18 protein-coding genes are annotated in these 13555 nt (G+C 68.4%); 8 read left to right on the top strand and 10 right to left on the bottom strand.

Features of this window, described 5'->3' with window-relative positions; all coding sequences use genetic code 11:
• Positions 1 to 856 precede the first annotated feature (856 nt).
• The 10 genes from ABGB17_RS22695 to ABGB17_RS22740 all read right to left on the bottom strand — a co-directional run bounded on the left by ABGB17_RS22695 (position 857) and on the right by ABGB17_RS22740 (position 6570).
• Positions 857 to 1045, bottom strand: coding sequence for a hypothetical protein (locus ABGB17_RS22695; protein ID WP_347632698.1), 189 nt, complete (start codon positions 1043 to 1045; stop codon positions 857 to 859).
• Positions 1046 to 1058: 13 nt separating this feature from the next.
• On the bottom strand, positions 1059 to 1625 hold the full coding sequence (locus ABGB17_RS22700; RefSeq protein ID WP_347632700.1) for a DUF6596 domain-containing protein: 567 nt from the start codon (positions 1623 to 1625) through the stop codon (positions 1059 to 1061).
• Positions 1586 to 1963, bottom strand: a complete 378-nt coding sequence (locus ABGB17_RS22705; RefSeq protein WP_347632702.1) for a DUF6596 domain-containing protein — start codon at positions 1961 to 1963, stop codon at positions 1586 to 1588. The genes ABGB17_RS22700 and ABGB17_RS22705 overlap by 40 nt, the downstream gene beginning before the upstream one ends.
• A 191-nt stretch (positions 1964 to 2154) precedes the next feature.
• Complete coding sequence (locus ABGB17_RS22710; protein WP_347632704.1) at positions 2155 to 2439, bottom strand: YciI family protein; 285 nt, start codon at positions 2437 to 2439, stop codon at positions 2155 to 2157.
• Positions 2423 to 2962 carry a TetR family transcriptional regulator gene (locus ABGB17_RS22715; protein WP_347632706.1) on the bottom strand — a complete coding sequence of 180 codons (540 nt, stop codon included), beginning with the start codon at positions 2960 to 2962 and terminating at the stop codon, positions 2423 to 2425. Before ABGB17_RS22715 ends, ABGB17_RS22710 begins: the two co-directional genes overlap by 17 nt.
• A complete protein-coding gene (gene cysN / locus ABGB17_RS22720; protein ID WP_347632708.1) occupies positions 2959 to 4233 on the bottom strand; it encodes a sulfate adenylyltransferase subunit CysN in 1275 nt (424 codons plus the stop codon). Before cysN ends, ABGB17_RS22715 begins: the two co-directional genes overlap by 4 nt.
• A 67-nt stretch (positions 4234 to 4300) precedes the next feature.
• Positions 4301 to 5215, bottom strand: a complete 915-nt coding sequence (gene cysD / locus ABGB17_RS22725) for a sulfate adenylyltransferase subunit CysD (RefSeq protein ID WP_347632710.1) — start codon at positions 5213 to 5215, stop codon at positions 4301 to 4303.
• Complete coding sequence (locus tag ABGB17_RS22730) at positions 5212 to 5517, bottom strand: antibiotic biosynthesis monooxygenase family protein (RefSeq protein ID WP_347632712.1); 306 nt, start codon at positions 5515 to 5517, stop codon at positions 5212 to 5214. The genes cysD and ABGB17_RS22730 overlap by 4 nt, the downstream gene beginning before the upstream one ends.
• On the bottom strand, positions 5514 to 5873 hold the full coding sequence (locus tag ABGB17_RS22735) for an antibiotic biosynthesis monooxygenase family protein (RefSeq protein WP_347632714.1): 360 nt from the start codon (positions 5871 to 5873) through the stop codon (positions 5514 to 5516). Before ABGB17_RS22735 ends, ABGB17_RS22730 begins: the two co-directional genes overlap by 4 nt.
• A complete protein-coding gene (locus ABGB17_RS22740; protein WP_347632716.1) occupies positions 5842 to 6570 on the bottom strand; it encodes a 3-oxoacyl-ACP reductase family protein in 729 nt (242 codons plus the stop codon). Before ABGB17_RS22740 ends, ABGB17_RS22735 begins: the two co-directional genes overlap by 32 nt.
• Before the next feature lie 147 nt (positions 6571 to 6717).
• On the opposite strand from ABGB17_RS22740, the gene ABGB17_RS22745 reads away from it, so the two are divergent.
• From ABGB17_RS22745 to ABGB17_RS22780, 8 genes are all read left to right on the top strand, one after another.
• Positions 6718 to 7086 (top strand): SchA/CurD-like domain-containing protein, encoded by a 369-nt coding sequence (locus ABGB17_RS22745; protein WP_347632718.1) that lies wholly within the window; start codon positions 6718 to 6720, stop codon positions 7084 to 7086.
• Positions 7083 to 7835, top strand: coding sequence for an SDR family oxidoreductase (locus ABGB17_RS22750; protein WP_347632720.1), 753 nt, complete (start codon positions 7083 to 7085; stop codon positions 7833 to 7835). Before ABGB17_RS22745 ends, ABGB17_RS22750 begins: the two co-directional genes overlap by 4 nt.
• 1 nt (position 7836) lies before the next feature.
• Entirely contained in the window at positions 7837 to 8757 is a 921-nt protein-coding gene (locus ABGB17_RS22755; protein ID WP_347632722.1) for an amidohydrolase family protein, read from the top strand.
• Positions 8754 to 9044, top strand: a complete 291-nt coding sequence (locus tag ABGB17_RS22760) for an antibiotic biosynthesis monooxygenase family protein (RefSeq protein WP_347632724.1) — start codon at positions 8754 to 8756, stop codon at positions 9042 to 9044. Before ABGB17_RS22755 ends, ABGB17_RS22760 begins: the two co-directional genes overlap by 4 nt.
• A gap of 174 nt (positions 9045 to 9218) precedes the next feature.
• Positions 9219 to 10037, top strand: coding sequence for a histidine kinase (locus tag ABGB17_RS22765; protein WP_347632725.1), 819 nt, complete (start codon positions 9219 to 9221; stop codon positions 10035 to 10037).
• A complete protein-coding gene (locus tag ABGB17_RS22770) occupies positions 10024 to 10713 on the top strand; it encodes a response regulator transcription factor (protein WP_347632727.1) in 690 nt (229 codons plus the stop codon). Before ABGB17_RS22765 ends, ABGB17_RS22770 begins: the two co-directional genes overlap by 14 nt.
• A 120-nt stretch (positions 10714 to 10833) precedes the next feature.
• Positions 10834 to 12756, top strand: a complete 1923-nt coding sequence (locus tag ABGB17_RS22775) for a multicopper oxidase domain-containing protein (RefSeq protein ID WP_347632729.1) — start codon at positions 10834 to 10836, stop codon at positions 12754 to 12756.
• Positions 12756 to 13436: a sulfotransferase family protein gene (locus tag ABGB17_RS22780; protein ID WP_347632731.1), complete on the top strand. Its 681-nt coding sequence runs from the start codon at positions 12756 to 12758 to the stop codon at positions 13434 to 13436. The genes ABGB17_RS22775 and ABGB17_RS22780 overlap by 1 nt, the downstream gene beginning before the upstream one ends.
• Positions 13437 to 13555 lie beyond the last annotated feature (119 nt).

Below are 13555 nucleotides of genomic sequence, written 5' to 3' on the forward strand. Positions count from 1 at the left end.
CATAGGGTGCCAGGTCAGCGCGCGTGCGACAGCCGCACGGCCCCTGCGGGCCCCGTGCGAGGGACCCAGAAGAAGGGAAGAAACCACGGCATCCCCTGACCAGGCGGTTTTTCCTGGTCACAGGCAGGTGGGGAGTCGGCGGGCGAAGGTCGAGGCCGTCGGTCGGTTGCCGCGGCGGCGGCCGAGGTCGTCCCGATCCAGGGTGGGGAGGTGACCTAGCTAGCGCCAACAGGGGCACGCCGATGCGCCAAGGCAATCACGCGTCCGTCATGACGGTCGACCATGACGTGGAAAGCAACGGGTCTGTCGCCGTCATGTCAACCTGCTGGCCCGGTAAGCGGGTCCGGCAAGCCGGCGAGCAGTACCGGGCGACGCGGCGTACTCGCACCGAACGCCAGACCCCGCCCCCGGCCCACACCGTCGACGACGCTCCACCGAGAGTGGAGTCGAAACTCGCGAACATCGACCTTCCCTCTCAGCGACTGGTGTCGAGTCTGGCGACCAGATGGCGCCGCTTCAGTGGTCGATCACGGCGGGCGGCAGGCCGACGAAGCGCAGGAAGAGCGCCATGGCGTCCCCACGACGATCTTCGGCCAGGCAGGTCGTCAGCTCCGTGGCGTACACGTGGGCGCGCTGGGGTGCGTCGGCGTCGAGCTGGAACGGCGGCTCCCACAGGGTCAGCCGGGTGATCGGGCACGCCGGCGACCGCCGCGCGCAGCGCCAGCACCGCGCCGGAGGAGTTGCCGAACACCGCTGCGGTGCCGTCGGCCTCCTCGACCACTGCGGCCAGATCCTCGATCTCGCGCTCCACCGCGTAGGGCAGGGTGTCGCCGCTGTCGCCGCGCCCCCGCCGGTCTTAGTTGACGACCGTGTGGCGGGCCGCCAGCAGCTCGGCCAGCGGCGTGTGGATCCCTCGGGCGCAGGACGCGCCGCTCACCAGGACGAACGCACTGCCCGAGCCCAGCCGGCCGAAAGCGATCTTGGTGCCGTCGGCGGAACGTGTGGTTTCAGCCCTTCTCAGTGCTCCGGTTCTCGTCCCACCCACGAACGACGATCCGTCAGCCGGACACCCCATCCGGAGAAAACTGGGAGAGGCGCCGGGTCAGATGGCGGCGCTCGGGCTCGGTCGGGGCGAGGGCCAAGGCTTCCTGGTAGGCAACGGCGGCCTCTGGAAGGCGTCCCTGACGGCGCAGGAGATCGGCCCGAGCGGCGGGCAGCAGGTGATAGCCGCGAAGGTCGGACGAGAGCGCCTCGAGGAAGGTCAGCCCCCGCTCCGGATCGCGCATCCCCACGGCGACCGCCCGGTTCAGACGGACGATCGGTGAGGGCATGAGCCCTTCGAGACGGCCATAGAGTGCCGCGATCTCGATCCAGGGCGTCTCGAAGGACGGCGCGGTCGCGTGGCAGGCCGCGATCGCGGCCTGGATCTGGTACGGACCCGCGCGCCCCTGCCGCAGCGCCCCGTCGAGCACGGCCACGCCCTCATCGATCTGGTCGTTCCGCCACAGGGAACGGTCCTGCTCTTCGAGCGGCACCAGCTCTCCCGTGTCGAGCCGGGCAGCTCGCCGGGCGTCATGGAGCACCATCAGAGCCAGCAGGCCGGCGGCCTCAGGCTCGCCGGGCATAACCGCACGATCAGCCGCCCCAGCCGGATCGCCTCGTCCGAGAGCCCTCGCCGGATCAGCTCCTCGCCACCGCTGGCCGCGTACCCCTCGTTGAACAGCAGGTAGAGGACGCCCAGTACGGCATTGCGCCGGTCCGGTAGCAACTCGGGAGGCGGCACCCGGAAGGGGATCCCCGACTTACGGATCTTGTTCTTGGCCCGGGTGAGCCGCTTGGACATCGTGTCCTCGGAGACCAGGAACGCCCGGGCGATCTCGGCCGTGGTCAGCCCTGCCAGGGCCCGGAGGGTCAGCGCGACCCGGGCCTCGAACGGGAGCGCGGGATGACAACAGGTGAACATCAGCCGCAGCCGATCGTCCCCGAGGTCGTTCGTCGGCGGGATCCCGTCCTCCGGCCACCGCTGGAGCGCCTGCGTGAAGGCGTCCTGCGCGCATTCCTCTGCCAGGTCCTAGTCGCCGGTCATCCGGATGAGCGTCGCGACGATCTGGCCCCATTCCTCCCGGAACAGGCTCGCTATCGTCGCCTGGACGTTCAAGGCTGCGCGGCGCGCAGCTCGATCGTCCCGTAGCGGGCCACGGGATGGGTACGGGCAGCCTCGGCCGCCTCCTCGCGGGAGGCGCACTCGATCAGGCTGAACCCGGCCACGACCTCCTTGGACTCGACGAAGGGGCCGTCTGAGAAAAGGATCTCGCCGTCGCGCACCCGGACCGTCGTGGCGTCCGCCGGCGGTTCCAGGCCACCGCTCTCGATCAGCTTGTCGCCCCTGGCCGCGGCCCAGGCCTTGCAGTCGGGCAGGAACTCAGGATCGGCGAACAAACGTCTCCTGCGTGCGCGTGAGGCCGTGGACGAGCAGCAGGACGGCCGGTTCGAGGTCGTCCTGGGCCGCGGCGGCGATGAGCAGCCGGAAAAGGATCGCGCCGTCGGGCGTGCTGTGAAGCTCCTCCCGCGCGGCCGCTCGGGCGAGGGTGTTGTCCAGCAGACGCTGCCGTTTCTCGAGGATAGCCGCGAGCCGGGCGGCGGTGTTCTCGTTGCGCCGGGCGAGCATCTGGAGGGAAGGCAGCAGGCGGGCGACGGGGCGGAGGGACTCGGCCAGGCGAGTCAGGTCCTCGCCGAGGCTCGTGCCCAGCGGTCCGGGCACCGTGTCGTCGAGGGCGGCGACGGCGTCGGACAGGAGGGCGTCCCCGGACGGCCAGCGCCGGTAGACCGTTGTCTTGGCGACCCCTGCTCGTGCCGCGACCGCGTCGATCGGTAACGCGCCGAGCTCCAGGTAGGTGAGCAGATCCAGGGCGGCGCTGATAACGGCGCCGTCGATGTCAGGATCGCGTGGCCGGCCGGTCATGTCCGCCTCCCAAGAATGTCGATGATCATGCCCGCGCCGACCGTGCCGTTCGTGGCCTCGTCCACCAGGATGAAGCCGCCGGTGAGCGGGTTACGCCCGTAGTCGTCCACGAACAGCGGCTGCGTCACCCGCAACGACACCCGCCCGATCTCGTTGAGGCCGAGCGAGGTGGCCTGCTCGTCCCGGTGCAGCGTGTTGACATCCAGCCGGTAGTGCAGGTCCCGGACCAGCGCGCGGGCCGTGCGGGTGGTGTGCTTGATGGTCAGCTTGGAGCGCGGGGTCAGCTTCAGCCCGTCGGCCATCCAGCAGACCATCGCCTCCAGCTCCTGCGCCGCATGCGGCTGGTTGTTGGGCCGGGCGATCATGTCGCCGCGCGAGATGTCCAGGTCGTCCTCGAAACGCAGCGTCACCGACATGGGCGGGAACGCCTCCTCGACGGGGCCGTCGAAGGTGTCGATCGAGGCGATCCGCGTGGTCAGCCCGGAGGGCAGGTGCACCACCTCGTCACCCGGCTTCAGCACGCCGCCCGCCACCTGCCCGGCGTAGCCGCGGTAGTCGTGGAAGGCGTGCTCGGTGGCGCGCTGCGGGCGGATGACGTATTGCACCGGGAAGCGCACGTCGGTCAGGTTGCGGTCGGAGGCGATGTGCACGTTCTCCAGGTGGTGCAGCAGCGACGTGCCGAGATACCAGGGCATGTTCTCCGAGTGGGAGACCACGTTGTCGCCGTTGAGCGCGGAGATCGGGATGAAGGTCAGGTCGGAGACGTTGAGTTTGGAGGCGAACGCGGTGAACTCCTCCCTGATCTCCTCGAACCGCTCATGGGAGTAGTCCACCAGGTCCATCTTGTTGACCGCGAGCACCAGGTGCGGGACCCGTAGCAGCGCGGTCAGGAACGCGTGCCGACGCGACTGCTCCAGCACGCCCTTGCGGGCGTCGATGAGGATGATCGCCAGATCCGCCGTGGATGCGCCGGTGACCATGTTGCGGGTGTACTGAATGTGTCCCGGCGTGTCGGCGATGATGAACTTGCGGCGCGGCGTGGCGAAATAGCGGTAGGCCACGTCGATCGTGATGCCCTGCTCGCGCTCGGCCCGCAGCCCGTCGGTCAGCAGCGACAGGTCGGTGTATTCGGTGCCGCGGTCACGCGAGGTGCGCTCGACGGCCTCGAGCTGGTCCTCGAAGATCGCCTTGGAGTCGTAGAGCATCCGTCCGATGAGGGTGGACTTGCCGTCGTCGACGCTTCCCGCGGTGGCAAAGCGCAGAATGTCCATCAGAAGTAGCCCTTGACATAGACACAGCCGGTCCTCCAGAGACCGCAACCGGTGCGGACGCTCAGCATCAGAAGTAGCCCTCCCTTTTCCGGTCCTCCATGGCGGCCTCGGAGGAGCGGTCGTCGGCCCTGGTGGCCCCGCGCTCGGTGATCCGCGTGGCCGCGATCTCCTCGATGATCTCCTCGACCGTGGCGGCCGTGGACTGCACGGCGCCGGTGCAGGTCATGTCACCCACGGTCCGGTAACGGACGACGGCCTCGAACAGCGGCTCGTCGTCGCCGCGCTGCACCACGTCGGCGTCGGGCAGCAGCATGCCGTCACGCTCGAACACCTTGCGGGTGTGGGCGAAGTAGATGGAGGGGATCTCGATGCCCTCGCGCCTGATGTAGTCCCAGACGTCGAGCTCGGTCCAGTTGGACAACGGGAAGACGCGGATGTGCTCGCCCTTGCGGATGCGCGCGTTGTACAGGTTCCACAGCTCGGGGCGCTGGTTCTTCGGGTCCCACTGGCCGAAGTCGTCGCGGAAGGAGAACACCCGCTCCTTGGCGCGGGCCTTCTCCTCGTCGCGGCGCGCGCCGCCGAAGACGGCGTCGAACTCGTGCTCCTCGATCGCGTCCAGCAGCGTGGTGGTCTGCAGCCGGTTACGCGAGGCGCGCCGCCCGGTCTCCTCCACGACCCAGCCTGCATCGATGGAGTCCTGCACGCTGGCCACGATCAGGCGCGCGCCCAGCTCCGCGGATCGGCGGTCGCGGAACTCGATGACCTCCTCGAAGTTGTGGCTGGTGTCCACGTGCATGAGGGGGAACGGGATGGCCGCGGGCCAGAACGCCTTCTCCGCGATGCGGAGCATGACGATCGAGTCCTTGCCCCCGGAGAAGAGCAGACACGGGCGTTCGAACTCCGCGGCCACCTCGCGCATGATGTGGATGGCTTCGGCTTCGAGCACGTCAAGCTGCGACGTCGTGTAGTCGCGCGCGATCACGAGTACGCTGCGACCACGTCGAGGAGCATGAAGGGCCGTTCCCGCCGGGTGTCACGGTAGGGCCGCAGCGGTGCGGTGTCCTCCTTGTGGGCGGCGTCCCGCTCCCACGTCTCGAACACCTGCCTGCTCTCCCACTCGCTGACCACGACGAAGTCGGCCGGCTCGTGGGACGCCCGCCACAGCTCGCTGCTGATCAGTCCCGGCGTCCCCCGCAGCTTGCTGCTGATGCGATGGAAGGCCTCGACGAGCTCGGCGTCCCCGCCGTCGGGCGCGCGGTACCAGAGCAGAACACGCACGCTCATGCGACCTCCTCGGCGGTCTTGGGTAGATGCCCCACGACGTGCATGGTCCAAATCGTGGCCGATTCCCGGTAGGGGTGCAGCAGGGCGCGGTGCTCGCCGTGCTCCCAGCTCTCCTCGAACTCGCGGAAGAGCTGCTCGTTCACCCAGTCGCTGCTGATGTAGTACACACCGTCCTCGTTGGTGCTGCGCATCAGCCAGTGGCCGAGGTTGGCCGGGTGGTCGGTGACGGCGGCTCCGACCGAGTGCCAGACCTTCTCGAACTCCTCCTCCATACCCGGGTGGATATGCATCTTGAGAATCACGCGGAATCCGGGAACGGACACGTCAGGTACCTCCGTCGACGTTGATGGTCTCACCGGTGATGTAGCTCGCCAGGTCGCTGGCCAGGAACGCGACCACGGCCGCGATCTCCTCGGGTCGTCCCAGGCGGCCGAGGCTGATGATCCGCTCGTACTGTGCGGCCCGGTCGGGAGGCAGGTCGGTGGTGTCGATGATGCCCGGCGCCACCACGTTGACCCGGATGCCGCGAGGGCCGAGCTCCTTGCAGAGCGTACGGGCGAAACCGACGAGCGCCGCCTTGGAGGCGGTGTAGTGAGCGCGCAGCGGCAGGCCGACCATGGCGACCTTCGAGCCGACGAAGACCAGCGACGAGCCGGACCGCAGCAGCGGCAGCGCCTGCTGGGTGACATCGAAGGCGCCGGTCAGGTTGGTGTCCAGGATCCGCTGCCACTCATCGCGGCCCAGCTCGGCGAAGGGGATGTGGGAGATCGCCCCGGCGTTGTTCACGATGACGTCAAGGTGGCCGAAGGCGGTGCGGCACTCCTCGACGAGCCTGCCGACCGCGTCGGCGTCGGACACGTCTGCCCTGATCAGGCGGTGCTCGCCGGGGATGCCCTTGAGCTCGTGCGCCAGTTCCTCCGCAGCGGCCGATTCACTGCGATAACAGGCCAGGACGTTGGCGCCGGCCTTCGCCAGACCCAGTGTCACCGCCCTGCCGATGCCGCGTGCGCCGCCCGTCACGAGGGCGGTCTTGCCGTCCAGTCGGATGTCCATGACTCCTGCCTATCAGCGCTGTCTACCTCCTTCGGGACGGTGCCTCCTCCGCGCAGGGGAGGCCGGGATCGGTACTCGGGCGGGAAGACGCGGCACGCGCGGCGGGCAAGGCTGATGGCCGAATCCGAGCGACCGTGGAGGATCGCCATGCAGCGACTGGCCATCATGTTCAGGATCAAGCCCGGCACCGAGGACAAGGTGCGTGACCTGCTGGCCAACTACGCGCCGCCCGTGCGGGTGGCGGCCGACGGCACCAGGATGCTCAGCACGTCCGTCTTCATGAAGGACGGCATCGTCGTCAGGATGATCGAGATCGACGGGAACGTGCCCGCGCTCCTGGCCCACATCTCGCAGGACCCCAGCATCCAGTACGTGGAGAGCGAGCTCGACAAGTACGTCGTGGAGGAGGACAAACGCGACGCGAGCACGCCGGACGGCGCCCGCGAGTTCTTCCGCCGTATGGCGATGGAGCACATCACCACCAGGATCTCCCCGCGCGAGGAAGTCCAGGCATGAGCGAGGGCGGGTCCTTCCTCATCACGGGCGCCACCGGCCCGGTGGCCGAGGCCACGATCGCGCTGCTCGCCAAACGCGGCGACGCTTTGCTCCTCACGGGACGCAACAAGGAGCGACTGGCCGAGCTCGACCGCGACTACGGCGTCCCGGGACGGATCGAGACGTTCGCCGTCGACGTCACCGCCGAGGGCGGCGCGGCAGCGGCGGCAGAGGCCGCCGTGTCCCGTCTCGGCCGCCTGGACGGGCTGATCCACATGGTGGGCGGCTTCCACGCCGGGCCCGTCTTCGTGACGGCGATCGAGGACTACGAGCGGCTGCTGCTGGTGAACTTCCTGTCGGCCGTCCGCGCCACGCAGGCCGTGCTGCCCCACCTCAAAGGCGGTGGCCGCCTGGTGTTCTTCGGCTCTCCGCTGGCGAACGAGCCGCTGGCGGCGCTCGGTGGATACGCTGCGAGCAAGGCGGCGCTGCTCACCTGGATGCGTTCGCTCTCGCACGAGGTCAAGCACCAGGGCGTGCACGCCAACGCCTTGATCATGACGATGGCGGACACGCCGCAGGCCAGGCAGGAGCGGCCGAACGTGGACTTCTCCCAGGCCATTTCGCCGGAGCTGGTGGCGCGGGCGGTGGCGTTCCTGACCAGCGAAGCGTCCGACGGCCTGTACGGCGGGCTGGTGCCGGTGATGGGCACGTTCGGCTTCAGTAGCTCGCTGGCCGGGCCGCCGCCGGGCCGGCCGGGGAAGGCGCGCTGACATGCTCATCGACGTGCACGGCCACCTCGCGCCGCGTGGCGAGCGCGGGGGTGGCCCCCCGGGGCTGCACGATCCGGAGGCCATGATCGAGGCCAAGCTGGAGCTGGGCATCGAGATGACCATCATCGGCAGTCCGGTCGGGGCGGGCTCCATGCTGCCGGGCACCGGCGCCGCCAACTACCGTCAGAGCGCGGGCAAGGTGCGAGCGCACAACGAGGCGCTGGCCGAGCTGGCCCGCCGGTACCCGGACCACCTCCGCTGCTACGCCTACCTCGACCCGTTCGGGGACGAGGCGATGCTGGGCCAGGCGGCCGAGCTGCTCGGCGAGCCCGAGTTCGTCGGCCTGATCGTCAGCACCAGTGTCGAGGGCCGCTTCCTCAGCTCGCCCCGCGCGGACGACTTCTTCGCCTTCGCCGCGGAGGCGGATGTGCCGGTGCTGCTGCATCCGCCGGCGGAGCCGGTGGGCACCGAGGCGGTCCTGGACCTGGGGCCCGGCGTGGTCGAACACCTGGCCCGGATGAACGACGTGACCATGGGCGTGGCGGCGCTGGTGTGCGCGGGCCGCCTCGAACACCACCCCGGGCTCCGGCTCATCGCCCCGGGCGGCGGCGGCGCGCTCAGCCTGCTGCCGGAGAAACTGGACCTGGCCATGGCGCCGCGGCCGGGTCGCGGCCAGGCGGAGCCCCCGGGGTGGCTGCCGAGCCGGTCGCTGCGCAGGATGCTGGTCGACAGCTCCTGCCCGAACCCTGCACAGTTCCGGGCGAACCTGGAGTTCTTCGGCGCCGACCGGGTGTTGTTCGGCACCGACGCGCCACCGCTGATGGGAGAGTTGAAGCGGATGAAGGACCTGGTCTCCGAGGTGGACGACGACGTCCTCGCACGCAACGCGGCGCGCGTCTTCGGGCTGGGGGTGCCGGCGTGAGCGGCCCCGTGCGCGCGGTGCTCACCATGTCGGTACGCCCCGAGCACGCCGAGGAGTTCGAGCTGGCCTGGCAGAAGGTCGCCACGTGGGCCCGGGACTGGCCGGCCTGCCTGAGGCAGACGCTCTGCCGTGCCGAGGACGCCTACGTGATCACCTCGGACTGGGCGGAGGAGCAGGCGTTCCGCGACTTCGAGCGCAGCCCGGAGCAGGAGGAGAGAACGGCGGACCTGCGCAGGCTGCGGATTTCGGCTCGAATGGAGATGCAGTCGATCGTCGGGCAATTCTGAGAAATGTGCTGGGCATTGCCGCCTTCCTTGGTGGAGGCGGTAGTTTATGCTATCCGAAATAGACTTGTCTGAAACACAACATTAAAGGGAAATGTCCTTGTAAAGCCCTCCATGATCTCATACTGTTTGTAGATCACGGGGGTTTGACGCATGTGCACATTACTGCAATGTTGTATGAAGATCAGCTTATATGACGTGTCACGAGGACTGGCGGCAACGCTGACGCGTTCTCCGCAGATCGCCTGGCACTACACCGAGTTCCTGGTCGGCGCCGTTATCGGAGCACTTATCGTCATCGGGGTCTTCCTGGTCAAGCGGCGTATCAACGGCCGGGTCACGGAATCCGCCGACGCCTTCGAAGAACGCCGGCGCATCGCCAGGGAGCTCCATGACGGCCTCGGGCACGGGCTGCTTCTGATCACCATGCACGCCCGGCGGCTGCCCAAGCTCGCGCCCGAGACCAAGGTGGTGGCCAAAACCATCGAGGAGACCGCGAGCGACATTCTTGGGCAGGTGCGCACGGCCATCGGCGTGCTGAGGAGAAGCGGTCCCGGGCACGCGCCAGGTCCGTCGGCGCCGCTGTCCGCGCACGTCGCCGCGCTGATCTCCAACCTGCCCAGCGACGCGCCCACCGTGCGGCTCGCCCTCAGAGGCGCGGAGCACCGGCTGGACGAGCGCGTCAGTCATGTGGCGCTCAGGCTCGTGCAGGAAGGGCTGACCAACGCCGTCAAGTACGGCGGCGGCGGGCTGCCCGTGCGCGTCGCCCTCGACTTCGGAGCGGAGTTGGAGGTGAGCGTGTCCACGGGCGACGGCGCGCTGGTCGAACACACTCCGGCTCTGGCCGGATTTGGCCTGCTCGGCATGCGAGAGGGGGTGATCAGCGAAGGAGGTCGGTTCGAGTGCGGTCCCTTGTCCGACGGGGGATTTCTGGTCAGAGCTTGGCTACCAGCAAAGGGACGGATTCGTGAAGCGTGTACGTGTGGCGATCGTTGACGATCAGCCGTTGGTGCGGCGGGGTCTGCGGGCGACGTTCGAGGACGTGGCGGACATTGTGGTGGTGGGGGAGGCGGCTAACGGGGTGGAGGCGGTGCGGTTGTCTCGGGAGGGGGCTGTGGATGTGGTGTTGATGGATATCAATATGCCGCGGATGGGGGGTTTGGAGGCGACGCGGCGGATCTGTGCGGGTGAGGGGCCGCGGGTGATCATTGTGACGATGTATGACCAGGATGAGTTGGTGTTCGAGGCGTTGCGGGCGGGTGCGTCGGGTTTTGTGTTGAAGGATTCGGGGTCGGAGGTGTTTTTGGAGGGGGTGCGGATGGTGGCGGCGGGGGAGGGGTTGTTGTCGCCGTCGGTGACGCGGCGGTTGATCGAGGAGTTCGCGCGTCGGCCTGTGGTGTCTGGGGTGGTGCCTGATCTGGGTGGGTTGACGGGTCGGGAGCTGGATATGTTCCGGTTGCTGGTGCGGGGTTATCGCAATGAGGACATTGCGCGGATGTTGGTGTTGGGTGAGTCGACGGTGAAGTCGCATGTGCAGCATCTGTATCAGAAGCTGGGGGTGCGGGACCGGGTGCAGGTCGTGATCTATGCCTACGAGAACGGGCTGATCCAGCCCGGCCGCGGCGGAGACCCGGTCGGCGAGATGGTCGGCTCGTACGGCGGCAGGGCCTGACCTCGTAGGGCAGCAGGGCCGGGCCTCCTGCGGCGGCACCTGAGATCGTCCAAAGGACGAGGCCGTTTCTCATCACGCTGGTGGAAGACCGCGGACGCGAACGCTCTTACCGTGACCGCCGTGGATGAAACTGGTGTTTTCGAAGGGGCGACGCGGCGCCAGATGCTGCTCGGCTCCGCCGCGGGAATCGCGGCGCTGGGCCTCGGAATCGGCGGGAGCGCGGCGGCGGCCGCGTCACGTGGTGGGACGCCGCCACGCGACCCGTCCTTGGTCATCAACAAGTTCGTCGACAGACTGCCGATCCCGCCGGTGCTCAAGCCGCAGCGGCACGGATCGGTGTGGGAGCTGACGGTGCGCATGCGTGCCGTGCAGAAGCGGCTGCATTCGGAGCTGCCGCCCTCGACGCTGTGGACCTACGAGGGGGCCTTCCCCGGGCCCACCATCGAGGTGCGACGCGGGCAGAGGCTCAGGATGACGTGGGTCAACCAGCTTGAGGGCACGATGCCGATCATCGCGGTACGCGCCGCGGAGGACGCCATCGGCCGCCCCGGTGAGCCACCGACCAACTGGCCCGGCAGGGAGAAGACCGAGCCCGTCGAGGGCGTGGAGCAGATCCCTCCGTGGGCCGCGGTGCACCTGCACGGCGCGCACGTGGGCGCGGGCAACGACGGATGGGGCGAGAACGTCGTGCTCCCGGGCGATGCCCAGCTCTCGGAGTATCCCAACGACCAGGCCGGCATGACGCTCTGGTACCACGACCACGCGATGCACCTGACCCGCTGGACGCAGATGGCCGGACTGGCCGGGATGTACATCCTGCGGGACGACGAGGAGGAGAGCCTCGGCCTGCCCAAGGGCAAGTACGAGATCCCGCTCATTCTGTGCGACCGCAACTTCGACCTCGACGCCAACAAGCGGCCGACCGGGCAGCTCCTCCACAAGGTGGAGATCGCCAGCCCGATGAAGATCGTGGTGCCGTTCGCGGGGCCGTACACGCTGGTCAACGGTGTCGTGTGGCCGTACCTCGACGTATCGCCGAAGTGGTACAGGTTCCGGCTGCTCAACATGTCGAACTCCCGGGTCTACCGGCTGGTCGTACTGGACGAGCAGAACCAGGTGGTGCCGGGCGCGCTCAAAGTGATCGGCACCGACCAGGGGCTCCTCGGCGCGCCCGCGCCGCTCACCGGACCGCTGGTCCTCTCCCCGGCGGAGCGGGTGGACGTGCTGGTCGACTTCAAGGAGCTGGCGGGCAAGACGCTCCGGCTGGTGGACACGCGGCCGGGCATCACCCCAGGACAACCCGACCTGTCCAACAACATCAACGAGCCGGACGTCATGCAGATCCGCGTCGCCCGCGGGCCTGTCGGCGATCGTTTCACACTGCCCGCCACGGTCTCGCCGACGTTCAAGCGCATCACCCACGACGACGTCCCGGCCGACCACACCCATCGGTGGATCGTCCTCACCAGGCCCGGCGCCCCCGCCGACGCCGAGCAATGGGAGATGGCGGAGGTGGATCCCGCCACCGTGCAGATCCCCGGGGACGGCATCATCCAGCTCCAGACGGCCGACGGCCAGGTCAAGACGCTGAAGCGGATCTCCAAGAACTTTCAGGACACCGCCAACTTCCTCATCGAGCGCGGCAAGTGGGAGATCTGGCGCTTCATCGACCTCGGCGGGCCGCCGCACCCCATGCACCTGCACGCCGTGGACTTCCACGTGCTCAGCCGGGACATCTACGACGTCAGCGGCTGGTCCAGGTCCGTGCGCGGGACCACCAAACCGGTCAAGTACGTCCGCCAGGGCACGCTCGAACCGCACGAGCTGGGCCGCAAGGACGTCATCAGGATCGCCGGCGGCGAGGGCTTCACCGGCGAGCTGATCACCATAGCGGTCCAGTTCAATGCCGTCGGCCGTTTCGTCTACCACTGTCACACCCTGGAGCACGAAGTGCACATGATGCGGCCGTTCGTGGTCATGCCCACCGAGATGATGAAGTTCGGCGGGCACGGCAGCGGGCACGGTGGGCACGGTGGGCACTGATGAAGGTCATCGGCGTCGGCTTCGGCCGTACGGGGACGACCTCGCTGAAAGCGGCCCTGGAACTGCTCGGATACGGACCCTGCTACCACATGTTCGACATCGTGGAGGAGCCGAGCAGGATCACGACCTGGATCGACGCGGCCGAAGGGCGCGGGGTCGACTGGGACCGGGCCTTCCAGGGCTTCGCCAGCGCCGTCGACTTCCCCGTGGCCGCGTTCTGGCGTGAGCTGACCGCCCACTACCCGGACACCAGGGTGATCCTCACCGTGCGCGACGCGGGTGCCTGGTACGACAGCGCCACCAGAACCATCTTCAAGAAGGCACGGCGTGCCCGCAGCCTTCCGGCCAGGATCGGGCTCAAGGCCGTCTCCCTGATCGCTCCGGACCTCGGCGCCTTCGTGAAGATGACCGACGTTGCCATCATGCGCAGGGTCTTCGACGGCAGGGTGGCCGACCGCGACCACGCGATCGATGTCTACCATCGGCACGTCGCGCAGGTCATCCACGAGGTGCCGAAGGAGCGGCTCCTGGTCTATGACGTCTCCGACGGCTGGGAGCCCCTGTGTGACTTCCTCGACGCCGCGGTGCCGGCCCAGCCGTTCCCGCGCGGCAACGACGCCGCGACCTTCGAACGCGAGGAGAAGAAGCGCGTACGCCGCCTCATGGCCAGACGAGCCTGAAAAAACCATCCCCCACGCCGCCGACGGCCAGCCCCCGGGCCGTCGGCGGCTTCTTCTGTCAAGGGTCAGCCGACATTCGGCGATCCGTCAGTTATAAGAGTCATGGTGGCCTGGCAGTC

Origin of the sequence: Sphaerisporangium sp. B11E5, from assembly GCF_039871875.1 — a bacterium.
Taxonomy (GTDB): domain Bacteria; phylum Actinomycetota; class Actinomycetes; order Streptosporangiales; family Streptosporangiaceae; genus Sphaerisporangium.

Coding starts and splice junctions, on each gene's coding strand:
- ABGB17_RS22750 (WP_347632720.1), top strand. CDS start 7,083: ATGAGCGAGGGCGGGTCCTTCCTCATCACGGGCGCCACCGGCCCGGTG.
- ABGB17_RS22740 (WP_347632716.1), bottom strand. CDS start 6,570: ATGGACATCCGACTGGACGGCAAGACCGCCCTCGTGACGGGCGGCGCA.
- cysN (WP_347632708.1), bottom strand. CDS start 4,233: ATGGACATTCTGCGCTTTGCCACCGCGGGAAGCGTCGACGACGGCAAG.
- ABGB17_RS22745 (WP_347632718.1), top strand. CDS start 6,718: ATGCAGCGACTGGCCATCATGTTCAGGATCAAGCCCGGCACCGAGGAC.
- ABGB17_RS22730 (WP_347632712.1), bottom strand. CDS start 5,517: ATGAGCGTGCGTGTTCTGCTCTGGTACCGCGCGCCCGACGGCGGGGAC.
- ABGB17_RS22765 (WP_347632725.1), top strand. CDS start 9,219: ATGAAGATCAGCTTATATGACGTGTCACGAGGACTGGCGGCAACGCTG.
- ABGB17_RS22715 (WP_347632706.1), bottom strand. CDS start 2,962: ATGACCGGCCGGCCACGCGATCCTGACATCGACGGCGCCGTTATCAGC.
- ABGB17_RS22705 (WP_347632702.1), bottom strand. CDS start 1,963: ATGTTCACCTGTTGTCATCCCGCGCTCCCGTTCGAGGCCCGGGTCGCG.
- ABGB17_RS22700 (WP_347632700.1), bottom strand. CDS start 1,625: ATGCCCGGCGAGCCTGAGGCCGCCGGCCTGCTGGCTCTGATGGTGCTC.
- ABGB17_RS22755 (WP_347632722.1), top strand. CDS start 7,837: ATGCTCATCGACGTGCACGGCCACCTCGCGCCGCGTGGCGAGCGCGGG.
- ABGB17_RS22780 (WP_347632731.1), top strand. CDS start 12,756: ATGAAGGTCATCGGCGTCGGCTTCGGCCGTACGGGGACGACCTCGCTG.